This is a genomic window from Streptomyces sp. CAU 1734 (assembly GCF_039888735.1).
In the GTDB taxonomy this organism is placed as follows: Bacteria; Actinomycetota; Actinomycetes; order Streptomycetales; family Streptomycetaceae; genus Streptomyces.
Genome location: NZ_JBDQQP010000012.1, coordinates 243,896 through 261,112 on the forward strand (window position 1 = coordinate 243,896; position 17,217 = coordinate 261,112).

Consider the following 17,217-nt stretch of genomic DNA (forward strand, 5'->3'; position numbering starts at 1 on the left):
TCCGAGCTCGGGAGCCGAACTCATGGAACCGACCACAGCCCGCTCCAATGTGTCCGTCGGCGCGGTCATCCGCGACGACCAGGACAGGGTGCTGATCGTCGACCCGGTCTACAAGCCGTACTGGAACCTGCCGGGAGGGCACGCCGAGCAGGGGGAGACGCCGGAAGAAACGTGCCGCCGGGAGGTGCGTGAAGAGATCGGACTGGATCTGGAGCCGGGCCGGCTGCTGGTGCGGGCGCTGCTCTCCCTGCCGGGCCGCGAGCCCCACCACTACGTCATCTACGACTGCGGCGTGCTCTCCTCCGAGCAGCGAGACGCGATACGGCTGCAGAAGAGCGAGCTGAAGGACCACCGCTTCAGCGCGCCCGAGGACATCACCGAGGACGAGATCCCGCCGCCGGCCCGCCCGATGTGGGACGCGGCCCTCCGGGCGTTGGCCGAGGGGCGGACGATCGAAATAACCGCGGGGCCGTGAGCAGTGGATCGGCTACGTGCCGCTGCCGTCCTGGCCGCCGGTGACCTCGCGGATCTTCTGTTCGATGAAGTCCATCCACTCGGGCGGCAGCGGGCCGTCACCGTGCCGCGCAGCCCTCACACCGCTCTGCACGCTGCGGATGCCGGCCACGATCCGCGCGGCCTCCTCCGGGCTGTCGCTGGTGAAGAACACCAGAGGGGCGTCGAGGGCTGCGGCCAGCGCGCCGAGAAGCGTCGCGTTGTCGCTGGTCTCGGCTCCCGTCCGCAGGGCGCGCACCAGGTCCTCGTCGAGGATGGGCCGGCCGCCGGACTTCGCGTTGCCGGCGGCAGCCAGCTCGGCGTCACTCGGCCGCTCCTGCTCGGCGTACGTCTGCTCAAGCAGGTGGGTGATCTTCTCGGCGAGAGTCTGCGGGGTACCCGGTGCCGTGGGTCGGCGCGCGGCCGGCCTGTGGACGTCGGGAACCTCGTTGCCGAACGAGCGTTCCTGGGCGGCCCTGAGTTCCTCCACGCTCACGCCGTACGCCTCGGCGAGCGGGGTCTCGAACTCCTCCTTGAGCCGGCGCATCCCGTTCTCGGCCGCTCGGACCGGCATGGCCGATCTGCTCTTGGTGTACGGCGTCGTGTCCGCCTGTTTGAGGCCGGCGTCGCAGCGCAGGTCCTTCAGATCCGGAAGGCCCCTGCGCGGCGCCAGGACGTCCAGCGGAAGACCGACCCGCTCGGCGAGCGCCGCCAGCTTCTCCGGCGGAGGCGTCACCCCGCCGGTGGAGTAACGGGAGATGACCGACTCGCCGAGGTTCACCGGATGCGCGCCCACCGCGGTCTGTGTCAGCCCGCTTGCCCTGATCGCCTCCCGGAACTTCGGGGCTTGGAAGACACGCTCGGGCATCGGGGGACTCCAGGAGGGGTGCGTGACGGGCGGGGACACTCTAGCCACTTGATCGGATCACTGGAAGAAGATACTTTCATCTCGTGATCCGCAGGGTGGAATCCCGCACGTCATCCTATGCCCTGTTTGTTCACTCTTTAACGACCCGTTCCGTAAGGAACGGGTCCACCGGACCCGGTCACACAGGTTCCTAGGCCACGACCGGGTCCGGTTGGCTCCCCGAAACTACGGAGAATCTGCATGAGTGTTGCATCACCTCGGCTTCGGCGGCAGACCCCCCACCGAATTCGGCGGCATGTCGTCTTTGGTACCGCCGTAGCCATGGGCGCCGGCATCCTCCTCGCCCCCCAGGCCGCAGCCGCGGACAAGTGGGGACCCGGGTACTCAATCCCGGACAGTACCGGTGCCCCGGACAGCTCGCACATCGGCGCCTACAAGGTGCCCGGTGCCGACGGCGTGGCCTACTGCGCGGATCCCGAACTCGCGGGCCCGGATGCCGCCGGCGGGTACGGCGCCGCCCAAGCCGTCACCTCCTGGACATCGAAGGCGACCGGCAGATCCGCCTCCGCCGAGAACCTCGCCCGCGCGGCGTACGTGCTCGGCAAGTACGGGCAGACGACCTCCGACGAACAGGCCGCAGCGGTCGACGCCGTCGTCTACACCTACCTCGAAGCCGGCACGACCTACGCCCTCCCCGACGGAAAGCGCGCCCTGGAGCGCCTCGGTTACTCCAATGTCCCGCCCTCGGCGAAGAAGTGGGCCACCGGCTACCTCAACGAAGCCGCACGGTTCGCAGGCCCCTACAAGATCAACATCAAGCCGGCCGGCGGCCCTCTCCAGCCCGGGGTGAAGACCCCGGTCACCCTCGACGTGACGTCCGCGGCCGGACACAAGGTCCCCGGCGTCGTGCTCGACCTCGACGTCACCGGCGCGACGGCCGACGCGCGAAGCGTCACCACCAACGCCGACGGCGTGGCCACCGCAGCCCTCAACCCGGCCAAGGACGGTACGGTCAGTCTCAAGGCCCTGGCCAAGACGCTGCCCGCCGCTCAGCTGCGCTCGCTCACCCCGAACGACGCCAAGGCCCAGCGACTGCTCGTGGCCGGCGGCGTCTCGAGCGCCCAGGCGGAAGTACAGCTCAAGGCCGAAAGCCCCGAGGGCGGTGTCACCGTCACCAAGACCGCGGCCGACACCCGCAAGCCGCTGGCCAACGTCGAGTTCGCCCTCAAGGACAGCTCCGGCAAGACCCTCGTCACCGGGAAGACGGACGCCAAGGGTATCTGGAAGGCCCTGGATCTGCCCGTCGGCACGTACACCGTGCAGGAAGTCCGGGCCGTCGAGGGCTACCAGCTCGCCGCTGACCAGAAGGCCACCGTGACCGACGGCAAGAACACCGCGGTTGCTGTCGAGGACGTCAGGATCCCGGAGAAGCCGAAGCCGAAGCCGCGCCCGGTCACCATCACGGTCCTGCCGCAAACCGGCGCCTGACCGGCCCCGCGCCACGCGTCCACCGAGTACCCGGCCGCCGGGTGGTGACCGACCCAACCGGTCACCACCCCGCCGCCGGGGCCCGAGCCGATCCCAGCCGCAGGAACGCCCATGCACCGCGAGACCGAAACTTCCGAGCCCCACGACGCCGTTACCTCCCCCTCTGCCACGCCCGCGAGCGCTCGCCAGCGAAACCTCACGATCGCCGCCGCAGCCGCGACGGGCCTCACCTTCGCCGCTCTGCTGTGGATTCAGACCGGGCACGACTCCGGTGACCGGACCCCGCCCGCGGCGGAAGCCGCCCCCCTATCCGCAGCTCCGGCTCCCGCGACCAAGCAGCCCTCACCCCCCGCGCCCCCCTCGTCGCCGGCAGCGGCCCCCGATCCGCTGACGTCCGCCTCCGCGCCCACCGGCGGCGACCCGAAGGTGCCGGACCACACCGGCAAGTCCCGCAGCGCAGCCACCCGCACCCTGACCGACTGGAGCGCCCGAAACCCGGCCGGCCGAGGGGAGCACGCCGTCGGCGGCGCCCACGGCACCGGCCCCGGCGGCCGCATCGGAGAGGTCCTGCGCATCCCCGCCCTCGGAGCAGACTGGGCACAGCCCGTCTACGACGGGGTCAACGACAAGCAACTGCGATCCGGAATCGGTCACTTCCCACGCACCGAGGAACCGGGCCAGATCGGCAACTTCGCGCTCGCCGGGCACCGATCCGGCGTCGCCGACCCCGCCTTCCGCGACATCGACCGCATCCGGCCCGGCGCCGCGGTCCGCGTCACCACCGCAACCCGCATCACCTACACCTACACCGTCACCCGGATACGCACCGTCGCACCGACCGACGTGAACGTCATCGCCCAGGTCCCCGGCCGCCCCGACGCCACACCGACGAAAGCGACGCTCACCCTCGTCACCTGCTGGCCCGCCACCGGCCACTCCAAGCGCGTCATCGTCGAAGCAAATCTCGTCTCCGCCAAGGGCGGTGCCTAGTGACCGAAGACAGCGACCCGCAGGAGGAGACCACCCAGAAGGCCACCGTCCAGCCGGCAGCGCCCTGGCCCGTCTACAACGTCGACCGCGCCCACGCCGAACTCCTCGCGATGGAGATGCTCACCCGCGGCGCCTCGTACCTCAAGGTCCGCCACGCCACCCGCCTGTCTCCCAAGAACGTCCGCCGCCTGCAGAAACTCGTCTCCGAAGAGGCCAAGTCCCCGTCCGCCCCGCGCATCGTCTGCCGCACAGAACCCCGACCCCGCCGGATCACCTGGACACCTCAACCAGCCCCCGCACAGACCGGCAGGCCGCAGGAACCCGCCGAGTCAGTCCAGATGACGCTCTCCTTCGACTGCTGACCTGACACCGGCACCGCCCCGCCGAACCGCCCACACATCAGACCCGAATCGCCGCGGGTCTCCTTTCGCACACCCAAAATCCAGGAACTCCAGTGCCTACGAACACCGCACCACCCCGGCCTGACGTCCCGCCGCCCGCCACCGCGCACGACGTCGCCGGACACCGCGTGCCCGACAGCGGTCAGTGGATGTCCGCGACCGCCGGACGCATAGCCCCCAGCGGAACGGCCTGGCTCGAAGCCGTCTACTGGTTCTACAAGTACGGCCCCGGGCCCGACAGTAGCCACGGGCCGAAGAGGGTCGGCACCACCACCCTGCGCATGGCAAGGGCAATCGCTCACCTCACCGAGTGCCGCCCCAGCGTCGCCAACCTGATCCAGTGGCTGAAGCTCTCCAAGCGGACGGTGCAGTACCACCTCGGCATGCTGAGGGAGACCGGCCTGCTCACCTACCGCTCAAGGGGCACCCGAGTGGGCGGGACCGGCGGACGGGCCAGCGAGTTCGAACGCACCATCCCCCAGATCTACGACGACGCCGCAGGACTGCGCACCGGCCCCTCCGACACCCTCATCCGCTCCGTACGCGGCGTCCGCCCGGAGAAGATCCCGCTGCTCAAGGAACTCCACGCCGCCGCCCGACACCGCCAGCCCAAGAAACGGGCAAAGAGGGCTAACCGGCCTACAGTCCGGGCGGCTTCGAAGACGTCCTCTTGCACCCCAATGGTGGGTAGTACCTCTAGTTTCTCTACTGCGGGTGATATCTCTCCCCCCTCTGAGAGCAAGCTCGGCGACGGGAACCACCAGTCCCCCGCCCCGCAGAAGCCCACCCTCCGCAAGCTCAACGCCATCGGCCGCCGCTACCAGCTCGCTGCCGAACTCATCCAGCAGGTCGGCTGGCTCGGCCGCGCCGCCGTCCCACGCATCGCCTGGATCGTGCGCCACGCCGCCGACGCAGGATGGTCCGTGACCGAGGTGATCGCCCTCGTCGGACTCGTCGCGCCCGCCCGCCGCGTCCACCGCCCCTCCGGCTTCCTCGCCAGCCGTCTCAAGGGCGCCCACCTGCTGTACGACACCCCCGCCAAGCGCGCGTCGCTCGTGAACGGCTGGCGGGACTCGCGTCCCGCGGAGCTCGACCGGCACACCGACTGGTGGCAAGACGACTTCCGCCGGCCCTCCAGCCAGAACGTCGCCCGCGAAGTGCAGGAGGCCTTCACCCAGCTTCAGCAACCGTCCGTTCCGACAGCCGAGGAACGCGAACTTTCCATCGGACACGACGGTCTGGTCGACCTCGACCAGCTCACACGCGACGAGGTCATCGAGCTGCGGGCCGCCGCGCACAAGGACCCCGTACTCGTCCGCACCACCATCCATGCCTGCGGTGAGCTCTACGCCCGCCGCCTGTTCACCTCCGCCCTGGTCGACCAATTCCAGCGCCTCACCAGCCTGGGCCGCACCGTCGTCCACCCATGGAGGCCGGTATGAGCGGCGATGAGCCCGCTGGAGTGGACCTCGCCCGTGTTGCACTGGCAGCCGCACGGAAGGCCGCCAAAGAACGCGGTGCCAGTCCGTCGGTCAAGCGGACGACACCACGCCGCTCCGCCCGTGCGAACGGCCGCGATCCCCTGGGGCTCGCCGGGGCGCTGGCCCAGCTCGTCACCGAGCGCGGCTGGAGCACCCCCGCGGCCGGCGGCTCCGTCATCAGCCGGTGGCAGTCCATCGTTCCCCCCGAGGTCGCCGAACACCTGCGAGCCGTGGCCTTCGACGCCCCAACCGGCAGACTCGACCTCGTCCCCGACACCAACGCCTGGGCAACCCAGGCCCGTCTGATCAGCGCCCAGCTCGTCCGGCAGGCGAACACCGCCATCGGCGCCGAGACGGTGCGCCGGATCCGAGTCCTCGCGGTCGGCTCACACGCCTCCGCGACGCGCACCGAACCCTCCCCGGCAACTCCAGCAGCCGCCCCGCGCAGTGAAGTCCGCACCCCGGCGACCGCCTCGACCGGCTACCACCGTGCCCGGGCCGCCATCGCCTCCACGCCTGCCGCACCACCCCGGGGCCCTGTGCGTACACGGGACGACGGATGCGACGGCTACCACCAAACCCGCGCAGCACTGGCAAACCGCCCGCTCACTCCGCCCTCCGCCGAACCCCCGCGGGGCCCCGTTCGAACACGGGAGGACGGATGCGACGGCTACCACCAGGCGCTCGCCCAAGTCGGCACACCCGGGCCGAACCACACCCCCGGCCAGGAACCCACCTCCATCCCACCACCAGCCTCCACCGGATACCAGCTCACCCGTCGCGCGCTCCTGGAGGACCGCGGCCGCACTCGCCACCCATGACCCACGCCATGAGCCTCCGGCCCATACGACGAAAGCAGGTTCTCGTGAAGACCACCGATACCGGTCACCAGCCCCCGGCACTCGACAGGGACCGGCAGCGGAAGACCGCTTCGAGCATCACCGACCCCGAACTCGACGCGCTCTACGCACAGCGCGACGCACTGCAGCGCCTGCTGGTCATCGTCCTCGTCGCCGGAGCCGCGGAATGAACACGCCCACCACCGAGCTGCCCTGCTCCGCCGCCCCCGAGACCTTCCACGACGACTCCGCAGTCTCCACAGCCCGAAAGCTGTGCGCCCGGTGCCCTCTCGCCGTCCAGTGCCGCACGCAGGCCCGCGTCAACCGGGAGTGGGGAACCTGGGGCGGGGAAACCAGTGCCGAACGGGCCGCAGCAGGGTACCTGCCGGCCGGATGGCAGGGCCGCGGCCACAAGAGGCACCACAAGCCCTGCGGAACGCCCGCCGCCTACCGCCGCCACCTTCGCGCCGGACAGGTGCCCTGCCCTCCCTGCAAGAACGCCGAGTACCGCCGCCGTGCCGAGCACGCCGACAAACGCAGGAAACGAGCCGCGCCCGCCGCCGGGAGCCGATGAACCGGCACCACGCGGGGCTGACCTCCGGCGGCCCCGGCCCGTGCTGCCCCGTACACCCGTACGGCAGACTGACAGCCCCAGAACACCACCGAGCCGACATCCTGGCCGGACAGGACCGACGACAGGACCAACGCCGCCATGAACGATCACCCACGCGTCACCGGTGGGCCGGCCCGCGGACCTCTACCCGCCTTCCTGCGCCGACTCGACCCGCCGCGCACCGCCGACGGACGGCCCGACTACCGGCCTCCCGCCGCAGCCCTTGCCGCAGGCACGGCGCTCAGCCTTCTCGTGCTCGGCCTCTCCATGGCTCACTCTTCCGGGTTCTGGGATCACCACCGGACCGCGGCAACGGCAGCGGTCATGGCCGGCACCGTGCTGCCGGCCCTCGCCGTCTACTCCGCCTCCCACCGCCTGCTCGCCCGCACCGGCCTGTACCTCTGGCAGAGCGTCGTCGCCGGCATCGTCTTCCTGGTGGTCATCGGATCGGCCCAGTCGTGGGCGCAGCACCTCTTCCCGCGCGCCTACGACCGGTACGAGAGGGAGTTCGGCGGTCCCGGCCAGTGCCTGCACCACACGCCTTACCACCTCGACCGGTCTCAGACCACGTTCACGGAAGGCCGCGAACGCATGGTCGTCGAGCCCGTGCCAAAGGGCCCGCCACCGCTTCGGCTGGACAACGCCGTCGACGGCGGGCTCAAGCCACTGACCCCAGCGGACTCCACCACCCGCAAGATCCTCACCGAGTACGGCTGCTGACACCGCCCTTCCGAGTCGCTTCTCGGTCCGGCTCGCGTGCCGTTCCAGCCTCGCCCGAGGCAGCACCAGCGCAGCTGATCACCAGTACGACGCTGTGCCGCAGGATCCCAGCCACCATCCCCGTGGCCGCACCCTCGTACACAGCCGGGCCCCCACACGCTCGGAGCCCCGCACCACATCCCGGAACACCGCGTCGCCACGCCTCGTGCGACCTCAACACTGACCGCCCAGGGCAAGATCGTCCGCCCATCCGGCAACGACACCACCAGGCCCTCCACCTCCGTGCGCACTGCTCCTCCATCGCCTCTGGCCCCACGGTCCGGGGCACTCCCTGCTGGCCGCTCGGCCTTTTCCCGGAACCGCGTTGATCACCCGTAATGAAAATGAATGTGACGATTAAAGTAGGTTGTGCCGAATTTGGTGGTCTGTGGTGCTTGAGTGTCAGCGGGCCCCGAACTTGTCCACAGGGCAGGTCTCCTAGATTGGATCGCGTGCTCACCCCCGTGCTCGCCACAGCGAAGGGGTGAGCCCGCAGTCCTCCGGCCGCCCTCCTTTCCGGCGGCCGGTCCCGGCCGAGAACTGCCCCTCCAGCCCCCGAGGGGGCAACCCGGCCCTGGCTCTCACCCCCCGGGGAGCCGGAGGCCGACTCGGCCGTTGGGGGGTGCCGCCGCGGGGCGGCACCCCCCAACCCTGTCGCGCCGTCGGTGCAGGTGTTCTCGCCTGTCCTCTCGGCGCCCGCACCCGGTGCACCGGTTCCTCTCATGGCACCGCTGGGCACGGCCCTTCATGGGTGGTGCGTACGGTCCGGGCCCGGGGCGAGCCCCATCAGGTGCCCCTGCGGGGCCGGTCCGAGTCCGGCCTGCGGCGGTCTGCCCGCAGGGCCTCTGCTGGCCGGTCGGCCCCGGTGAGGGCGCCGAGAGCTGTTTTCCCGAACTTCATGCGAAGGCAGCGCAGTTCCCGCACCGACCGCAGGGTGACCGACGTCGGCGGGCCGGCCAGGAGGCTCGGCTCGGCCGCGTGCGGTGCCGCGCCTGGGGATCCGTTGACCGGCTGAGACCCGAACGTCACCCGCACGAGAAGAGGTGAGTGGAGAGGGGAGGCCTCGTGGGCATCCGGACCCTTAACCTCAAATTGCGACGTTAATAACTTGACCAAAAGGGTTGCTATGAGTTAAATTAAAGACATCACGCGAGGGGGATTCTCCTTCGCCCTCCGACTCCGGGAGTTCCATGATTCGCCTGCCTCTCGCACAGGATCTCGACAAGGAGATTTACAACCCGCATGAGTTCCACAACCGGGTACGGAAGGCGCTGCTGACCGCCGCCGAACTCAGGGCCAGTCACTTCAGCGGAGTCATCACCACACGCGGGATCAACTCCCTCACTCAGGACCACATGGCCGACGCGGCTCGCCGTATCGGCGAACGCCCGCCGACGGTCAATCCCGAAGGCAGTCCGACCGCCGATCTGATCATCACTCTTCTGAACGCCGTCCGCACGGCTCAGCCCTCGGGCCGGGGGCGCGGCGCTCACCCGCCGCCGTGGCTCACCGGATTCACCGAGGACCTCCACCAGGCGATCCCCATCGCCTTCGACGCGTTCTGGAACACCCTCGACGGACATCCGACCCACGAGCGGGTCGACTCCCTCACCGTTCGCCAACTGGCGGCCACCGCTCGCCGGATCGACTCCACCGCCCGGACGACCCCCAAGGTCGGACCGCGCACCGAGCACCTCGTACGTCACCTCCTGGGGACGATCTGCGACGCACAGGCCGAAGCGAGCGGTGACACGCCGATCGCAGTGACCTCGGCAGGCACCGGCCAGCACGAGACGAGTGACACCAGCAGCCTCACGGAGGTCGTGGCGGCAGCCGTCTCCGCCGCTGCGGAGTCGAGGACCCCGACGATCGTGGTCCTCAACTTCCCTCAGTAGCACCTTCTTGACCGCTGGCGTGCAGGGCCCATGGACCCTGCACGCCAGCAGCAGGGAAGACTCCGTTCGCCGAACGGGTAGCAGAATCAGAGGCCCCGCCTTCGCGGCTCAGTGGCGGCCCGTGCCGCCACTGAGCCGCGAAGGCGATCGGGAACCCGCTCTGCACGCGTGCCGCCGGACCTTGCCGAGGAGACTCAGCGGGCGATCACTCGGAGTTGCTCCAGCCGGCACAGGCCCTTGCGCCGTGCCCCGCCCGAAGAGCTGCAGCCGTCCTGATCCGTAGCTCTCGGAACACCACGGTCCGGAGAGGTCGCGAGCGGCGCTTGCGGCCCGCACTGCACACGCAGTCGGAAGGCGCGCTACCTACGGCGGGGCCAGCGGAATCCCCCCCCGGGTTCCCGGTCACGGTCAAAGGGCGCGGTGGCGAACCCCTGTCCACAACCCGCTGGGGTCAACATCGCGGTCTCCGCACCCGCGCGAACCGAAACGGAGGCGACACACCCGTGAAGCGACCCACACGCCGGCCAGGCGCAGGAGCCAGTGCTCAGGCGATGGCCGACTCCATCCGGGCGGCCGAACGCCGCAAGCAGCACCGAACCGCGGCCTGGGCCGTTCCCCTTGTCGCAGCCCCTGCGGCGACCGGTGGCGGCTACCTCGTCGCCGCCGCGAGTACCTGGCACGCCGGCGCGGCAGCGGCCATGGTCGCCATGGTGCTCGCACTTCACCGCATCTACCGAACCAAGGGCAGCACTTGGGCGACAGGAGCAGCCGGCGAACGGCGTACGCGCCGGATACTGGCTCCGCTCGTGTGGGCTGGATTCGGTAGGTGGGCGGTCCTTCACGACCGCCAGATACCGAGGTCTCGCGCGAATCTGGATCATCTCGTTCTCGGCCCCTGCGGACCGGTGTACGTCGACACGAAGACGTGGAGGTCGCGGACGGCCAGGGTGCACATGCGAGGAGCAGGCCTGTGGTACGGCGGCCACTCTCAGCAGAAGATGCTCGACACCGTCCTGTGGGAAGCCGGACGCGCCGAAGAGGCACTCGGACACCCCGTCCAGGCCATCGTGGCCGTCCACTATGCGGCCGTTCCTCGGGGAGGGCTCACCAGCCAGGGGGTGACCATCATCCCGTCCACTGAACTGCGGCGCTACCTCCGCGCCCTGCCGAAGGTTCCGGGCTGGGACCGTGCCCGCGTCGCGCGCGCGTTCCGGCGGGCCGACGTCCACCTGCCTCCCGCCGCCTGACATGGCGGCGTTCACGAGGTGATCCCCGTCGCCCGCGCTCTCGCGGAGCGGGACCGAGGGGTGCCGGGTCATCAGGTACCTCGGCGATCCGGCCGTCTCGGGACCGTCTCCGGGACGGCTCTCGCCGGAGGGCCGCACCACGACCGGAGCGAGTGAGGGGAGGGCGGTGACGGACACGGCGGGGAACCCGTGATGGTCCTGCGAACCGCGTGGTGCCCCGACTTCGCCTCAAGCTCCTGCGGGGGCCTCCTCCTGAGCCGGAGGCTGATGGGTCGGAGGGCTCCGCACGAAAGCCCAGTTCAGTACGAACGCCCCGAACCGATGCCCGTGGAGGCCAGGGCTGCCGTCATTGGGCCCGCACATCCCCGAGGGCGTCGCGGTACTCCAGCAGTCTCCGCCGGCGAGCGCCCCGCTGGTGCGCCAGGAGGACGTCCTCTTCTGAGGTGTGGGATTGGCGGAGCGGCTCTAGCCTGACAGTCGGGCGGGGGCCGGGTCTAGCCGCCGACCAGGGTCTTGCGCGCCGCGAGTGCCCTGTCCAACAGGCCAGCCTCGCCGACGTCCACCAGCAACTGCGTGCGGTCGTGGGCGGAGGGGGCGATCGTGAGCCGCAGCTCTCCCTTGACGGCACCTTCTGCCAGGTCAGTGATCCGTTCCTCGCTCAGCTCGTGGCGGACGAAGACAGCCACACCGCTCAGGGAGACCTCGAAGGTGAGCAGGTGCCCGAAGAGCACCTTGATGACATTGCCGCTGGACATGGCATCGGCCAGCTCTTCCGTCGTGCGTTCGGTGTCCATCAGGTCATCGGTCCCGGACATGCAGCTCCAGTTCTTTCGGCCTCTGAGGGCAAGAGCGCCATCGGGCGCGTCGGTCGCGGGTGTTGGGGGGTACGCCACTTGCAGGTGCCGGACGACAGCCCAGGTGGCCGAAGGGTGCGGGTCTCGGCGGACCCGCATCATTCAGTGGCGGGATCACATTCCGGGGCACTCCGCACCCACGGAGTCTCTATTGTACTACAAAAGGGGGGTGAAAGTCAATGAATAGAAGATGAGAGGGAGTCCCGGGTGTGCGTCGACGTGCTCGATCGCACTTAAAGTTGACGCACAGCGCCTATTGAAGTACAGTTGCGATTGTTGGGGGTGTCGGACTGGGCGCCCCCCCGCACAACTCCGGCCGCGGGCAGGGCTCGGTACCTCAGGTGTGCACGAACAAATGCCCATGCGACGGGAGTCCAGCGGTTGGTAAGGTCCCGACTGCGGGGCGGCTCCGATACGTGCTTCCTTCTCTCTCTTTGGAAAAGACTCAGCGCGATCACTTCCCGCCCCGCACTCGAGATGCCTCACCCGCAGCGATTTCCCGAGCGCGACCATCGAGCGCCCACACAGCGCTTGCTGGCACGTTGCGGTTGAAACTGGGCGACGCCGAGCGGCTCCCGGGCATCTCCTCCCACTCCGGGACGGATTCGGCCCCTGTCCGCTGCGGCATACGAGGACACAGCACCCCGGCAGAAGGCACGGGGGACAGGGGAGGAACGACAATGACGACCACGGCGATCACCACCACCACTGGACTCCGCCGCGGACTGCCCGCAGTGCTCCTTGCCCGTCGCGGATCCGTCTACCTGCACACCACGACACCCGGCGGGCCCACGTCCGCCGTCGAAGCCCTCGCGGGAATCACCCTGCTCGAGGCCGACCTCGTCGAGCGCGGCTTCCTCTTGTCCGCCGAACTGCGGAAGGCCCTCGCCGACAGCTCCCCCACGGACCTCATCACGACAGGCCGCGCCCTCCTGGGCGACATCGACGCAGCCCTCGGCGCTGACCGCGACCACACGCCCCTGTTCCGCAGCTTCCCGGCCAGCACCCCCGCCGACACCCTCGTCTACTACGTCGACCGCGTGCTGACCCTTCTCCTCCAGGCCCCCGAGCAGCCGTGTGTCCTGTGCGGCGCGAACGACACCGTCCACGCGGTGGCCCCCTGCGCGCACCTGGTCTGCACGGCCTGTTTCGACGGCACCGACTTCTCAGCCTGCCCGATCTGCCAGCGCCGCATCAACACCGACGACCCGTTCCTGCGCCCGCAGCGGCACCGGCCCCCCGCAGGTGCACGGCGCGCACTCCCCGACCGGCTGCGCATCCTCAACCACGGCGGAACCCTCACGGACCGCACAGCCGATGCGGCGGCCGAGCTGGCCGGCCTGATGTCCCGCACCGGAGCGCTCAGCCCGCAGGACACCGAGGACCTCGCCACCCTCCTCGACGAGGCAGGCGATCGCACCGATGCGTCGTGGCTGCCCGAAACGATTCCCGGCCGCGAGACCAAGGCCCGTGCCATGGCCTGGCTCCTCCACGAGCCGGGTCACGACCGGACCGTGCTCCCGGCCGTCATCTCCCGCATCACCACGGCAACCGACGTCCTGCGATTGGCAACGGTCCACTCCGGCGGCGATGCCGGACTCACCGCACCGACCCGCTTCACCGCCATCCCGCGCCCGCTGCGCCGCGCACTGCTCCAGAGCCTCGACAACCTCGACGTGGCCCTGGTTGCCGAGGACATGGCCCGTCACACGCAGGCATGGAAGCGCCTGGCCGAGCGCCTGCACCCCTTCGAGTACGCCACCCGCTACCCGAACGCGGCACTCGCCATCGCCGCCGTGCGCGAGACCACCCTCACCGATGACGCCCTCTCCCGCTCGCTGCGCACCACGGCCCGGACCGTACCGGTCGCCGACACCAACCGGCCGAAGGTCGCCCTCGCCCTCTGGTCCACTCAGGTTGAGTCGGCCCTCGCCGAGGCCGATGTGAACCGCGTGCTGCCCCTGCTGGCGCAGCGCCCCGGCGAGTTCCTGCGCCGGCTCGATCACGTGCTGCGTCTCACGGGAAGCGACCGGTCCCACATCGTTCTCGGCGCCCTGGAACGGGCAGTTCCCCACGTTGCCCCGGCCGTGATCCTCTCCGCGCTCGGGCAGATCCGCACCCGGGCCAGGAAGGGCACCGAGCGGGTCTTCTTCCCCAAGGGCGGCAAGGCGAAGGCCCACATCATCGCGGACGAGCGCGCGCCGCTCCCGGCCAATGTCGTCGACCGCGCTGTGACCATCCTGACCGGCGAGATCCTGCGCCGCGCGGGACGGCTCACCTCGGTGGACACAGCGGTCGTCGACGCGGGACTGGACGGCGTGATCGCACCGTTCGCCGAGCGGACCACTTCACGGGCCCTGCTCACCCTGCCCCGCGGCAGCGAACTGCCCCTCCCCGACGGGCGCACGGTCCGTCTCTTCCTCCACTGGATGGAGAGTTCCACCTCCGGACGCACCGACCTGGACCTGTCGGCGGCGATGTTCAACGACACCTGGCAGCACGTCGGCACCTGCGACTACACCCGGCTCCGCTACGAGGGGTCGGCGGCCGTGCACTCGGGCGACCATCAGAGCGCTCCCGCACCGCAGGGCGCCAGCGAGTTCGTCGACCTCGACCTCGACAAGCTTGCCGCCGCAGGCGTCCGCTACCTCGTCGCCGTGGTCTTCTCCTACAACAACGTCGCCTTCGACGACCTCGCCGACGCCTTCGCCGGCTTCATGACCCGTGACGAGCCCGGCAACACCGGAGCGGTCTTCGACCCGCGCCAGGTCGAGCAGCGCTTCGACCTGACCGGCCAGGCCCGCTCCAGCATCCCCCTCCTGATCGACGTCAAGGGGCGCACCATGCGCTGGCTCGACATCGTCAAGGGCGTCACCGGCACTCACCACGCCGTCCACCGGCACGCGAACGACCTCGCCACCCTCGGTGAGGGACTGACCGGCCTGTTCACCTCCGGCGCCCGCGTCGGCCTGGGCGAACTGGCCACCTGGCAGGCGGCAAGCCGCGCCCGCACGGTCCTCGTCCGCCATCTCGACGGCTCCGCCACCACCTACCGCCGCCACAGCGACGAGACCACCGCGGCCTTCGCCGCGCGCATCGGCACGCCCCGCCACGACGAGCAGTTCGACCTCCGTGCCACCGACGTCCACCTCGCCTACCTCGTGCACGGCGACCTGCCGCTGGCCGATGGCGGGGAGGCGTACGCGCTGTACCCGGCCGGACTGGACGCCCGCCGGGTGCGGGTGCTGACCGCCTCTGATCTGGTTGCCGCGCTCGCGCCCACCAGCCCGTAGCGGAACCATGACGCCCGTGAGCCGGTCGCACCAGTGCGACCGGCTCACGGGCGTCGGCATGCGTGCGGGCTCAGCCGTTACCGCACAGAGCGCAGGGACCCGCGCACGGGACCGGACCGGAGAACACCACACCGTGGCGCAACCCTCATGTCCAGGGCGCCGGCGCGGGTTGAGTCCGAGGACTCAACCACGGCCGCTGCCCTCGCTCGCGCTCACACGGATGAGGATCTGCCGGAGAAGGTCCCCGGCCGCTGCCGCCTTTGCCGCGGTCTTCCCCGACGCCGTGCCCGTACCGGCCAGCGCGTCACCTTCGTGCACGGCGCTCGCGGTGCAGCTGAAGGTCGGCTGGTGGCTGGGGCCGGAGTTCTGGAAGCCGAACCGCAGATCGCTGATGACCAGGCCCTGCGTGTACTCGTTGAGCACCGCGACGGGCTGGCGCCCTTCTGCAGCAGCGGGCTGAACCGCCTTCTTGACCGAGGTCACCGAACCGGCACCCGTGCGCACCTGCTCCTGGGACGGGTCCGGCAGCCCGGCGAGACGGGCGAGGAGGCTGAGTGCGGCCTGATGCCGTGCCGCCTTCTTCGCCGGCGCGGAGCGCTCCTCGCCGATCACCGGCTCCTCGCCGAACGCGAGTTCAGCACGCGAGCGGAACACCGAGTTGTGGGACTGGCCGCTGCTGCGATCGGTGAACACCGGTAGCGGGAGTCCGTTGACCTGAGCATGCACGGACAAGACGCTCACCGCGGTCTCGGGTGCTTCCGCGACAGTGCGCAGACACCCGAGACGGGCCGGCTCCCAGATGTCGCCGCTGGCAACCAGCAGCACCATCTGGAGCTCCAGGGACGTCAGCTGCCGCAACTCGGCACGGCGGACCGTCTCCCCGGCCAGGGAGGCGCTGCCGATGCCCTCCTTGCATCCGCGCTTGAGAATGGCATGAAAGTCGCGAGCGCTCAGGTGGGAGTGATCAGCCTCGGCCGAAGCCGCCGCGCGGGCCCGGGAGTGCGCCCATGCCTTGCGAGAGGTCTGCTCGGCCTCACGGTCCGCACGAGCGCCCTCGTTCAGGGACTCGGCCACAGCCCGGAGTCCGGCGTCCGCGTACGGACCGGGGACCCCGTCGAGATGGCTGAAGATCACACGCTGCACGACCAGGTCGGCGTACCGGCGCAGAGGTGAGGTGGCGTGAACGTAGCCAGGCAGGTTCAGCCCCCAGTGGCCGCGCATATGAGGCGCGTACTCAGCAGCCCGCAGGACAAGGAGAGTCCGCTCCCGCAGAGCCTCCAGATGAGCGTCAGAGCCCTCGGACAGAGCGAGACCGAGGTCGTCGAGGAGGACCTCACGCGGAGGGGCGACCCGGGCAGCGGAGTGGTTCCGGAACAGGACCGGCAGATCACGCTCTGCGGCCCAGCCCGCCACCGCGGTGTTCGCGGCGATCATGCACTCCTGCACGATCTTGTACCCAACGGTCCGTTCCCCAGCCGCCAGCCGGACCAGACGGCCGTCCTCGTCGGTGGCCCATCCCTTCAGGATATCGTACAGGGCCAGGGCGCCCCGGCTCCGCCTCCGCAGGAGCAGAGCCTCACTCAACTCGGCAGCCTCGCGCAGCTGGTGGTGCTGCCGGTGGCCCGGGTCCGCGACCGCCGTCGCCACCTCGCTGTGGTCCAGGGCGACGGCTCCGCTGACCTCGGCACGCGCGATGTCCACGCCCACCACGTCGCCGGCGCGGTCGATGGTGAGCCGTACCCGCAAAACCGGGCACGGCCGGTCCTCTGCGAGCGTGAGCCGCTCCTCGACCGGATGCGGCAGCATCTTGGCCCTGCCGCGAATCCCTCCGTACGCCGATTCCCGGCGCCGCAGGGCCTCCCGGTCCGCGTCGCTTCCGGGAGCGACGCCGGCGGCGACATCCGCGATGTCCACGATGAGTTCCCAGCCACTGCCAAGGCCGCGGACGGTGATGGCGTCGTCCCGGTCGCGGGTCCCCACGTGGTCGATCATGAGAG

Annotated in this window: 15 protein-coding genes; 12 read left to right on the top strand and 3 right to left on the bottom strand. The window is 70.2% G+C overall.

Annotated elements, in window-relative coordinates:
* Positions 1-22 precede the first annotated feature (22 nt).
* The gene (locus AAFN69_RS24010; protein WP_347730777.1) at positions 23-475 is read left to right on the top strand and encodes an NUDIX hydrolase; all 453 of its coding nucleotides are present in this window, start codon (positions 23-25) and stop codon (positions 473-475) included.
* 12 nt (positions 476-487) lie between these two features.
* Here the strand turns inward: AAFN69_RS24010 and AAFN69_RS24015 are convergent, their stop codons facing one another.
* Entirely contained in the window at positions 488-1,360 is an 873-nt protein-coding gene (locus AAFN69_RS24015) for a transcriptional regulator (RefSeq protein ID WP_347730778.1), read from the bottom strand.
* Between the two features lie 321 nt (positions 1,361-1,681).
* On the opposite strand from AAFN69_RS24015, the gene AAFN69_RS24020 reads away from it, so the two are divergent.
* The 10 genes from AAFN69_RS24020 (at position 1,682) to AAFN69_RS24065 (ending at position 11,073) form a co-directional block, all read left to right on the top strand.
* Positions 1,682-2,848 (top strand): SpaA isopeptide-forming pilin-related protein, encoded by a 1,167-nt coding sequence (locus AAFN69_RS24020; RefSeq protein WP_347730779.1) that lies wholly within the window; start codon positions 1,682-1,684, stop codon positions 2,846-2,848.
* A gap of 111 nt (positions 2,849-2,959) precedes the next feature.
* Entirely contained in the window at positions 2,960-3,838 is an 879-nt protein-coding gene (locus AAFN69_RS24025) for a sortase (protein WP_347730780.1), read from the top strand.
* On the top strand, positions 3,838-4,200 hold the full coding sequence (locus tag AAFN69_RS24030) for a hypothetical protein (RefSeq protein WP_347730781.1): 363 nt from the start codon (positions 3,838-3,840) through the stop codon (positions 4,198-4,200). Before AAFN69_RS24025 ends, AAFN69_RS24030 begins: the two co-directional genes overlap by 1 nt.
* Positions 4,201-4,292: 92 nt before the next feature.
* Positions 4,293-5,681, top strand: coding sequence for a transcriptional regulator (locus AAFN69_RS24035; RefSeq protein ID WP_347730782.1), 1,389 nt, complete (start codon positions 4,293-4,295; stop codon positions 5,679-5,681).
* The gene (locus AAFN69_RS24040) at positions 5,678-6,541 is read left to right on the top strand and encodes a DUF721 domain-containing protein (protein WP_347730783.1); all 864 of its coding nucleotides are present in this window, start codon (positions 5,678-5,680) and stop codon (positions 6,539-6,541) included. The genes AAFN69_RS24035 and AAFN69_RS24040 overlap by 4 nt, the downstream gene beginning before the upstream one ends.
* A 44-nt stretch (positions 6,542-6,585) precedes the next feature.
* Positions 6,586-6,750, top strand: coding sequence for a hypothetical protein (locus AAFN69_RS24045; RefSeq protein WP_347730784.1), 165 nt, complete (start codon positions 6,586-6,588; stop codon positions 6,748-6,750).
* A complete protein-coding gene (locus tag AAFN69_RS24050) occupies positions 6,747-7,133 on the top strand; it encodes a WhiB family transcriptional regulator (protein ID WP_347730785.1) in 387 nt (128 codons plus the stop codon). The genes AAFN69_RS24045 and AAFN69_RS24050 overlap by 4 nt, the downstream gene beginning before the upstream one ends.
* Positions 7,134-7,271: 138 nt before the next feature.
* Entirely contained in the window at positions 7,272-7,892 is a 621-nt protein-coding gene (locus tag AAFN69_RS24055) for a hypothetical protein (RefSeq protein ID WP_347730786.1), read from the top strand.
* 1,229 nt (positions 7,893-9,121) lie between these two features.
* Positions 9,122-9,826, top strand: coding sequence for a hypothetical protein (locus tag AAFN69_RS24060; RefSeq protein WP_347730787.1), 705 nt, complete (start codon positions 9,122-9,124; stop codon positions 9,824-9,826).
* A gap of 707 nt (positions 9,827-10,533) precedes the next feature.
* Complete coding sequence (locus AAFN69_RS24065; RefSeq protein WP_347730865.1) at positions 10,534-11,073, top strand: nuclease-related domain-containing protein; 540 nt, start codon at positions 10,534-10,536, stop codon at positions 11,071-11,073.
* A gap of 494 nt (positions 11,074-11,567) precedes the next feature.
* On the opposite strand, the gene AAFN69_RS24070 is transcribed toward AAFN69_RS24065, so the two are convergent.
* Positions 11,568-11,888 carry a hypothetical protein gene (locus tag AAFN69_RS24070; RefSeq protein ID WP_347730788.1) on the bottom strand — a complete coding sequence of 107 codons (321 nt, stop codon included), beginning with the start codon at positions 11,886-11,888 and terminating at the stop codon, positions 11,568-11,570.
* A 719-nt stretch (positions 11,889-12,607) separates the two neighbouring features.
* Here AAFN69_RS24070 and AAFN69_RS24075 point away from each other — a divergent pair.
* On the top strand, positions 12,608-15,220 hold the full coding sequence (locus AAFN69_RS24075; protein ID WP_347730789.1) for an MXAN_6230/SCO0854 family RING domain-containing protein: 2,613 nt from the start codon (positions 12,608-12,610) through the stop codon (positions 15,218-15,220).
* Between the two features lie 183 nt (positions 15,221-15,403).
* On the opposite strand, the gene AAFN69_RS24080 is transcribed toward AAFN69_RS24075, so the two are convergent.
* Complete coding sequence (locus AAFN69_RS24080; protein WP_347730790.1) at positions 15,404-17,212, bottom strand: RNB domain-containing ribonuclease; 1,809 nt, start codon at positions 17,210-17,212, stop codon at positions 15,404-15,406.
* Positions 17,213-17,217: the final 5 nt, after the last annotated feature.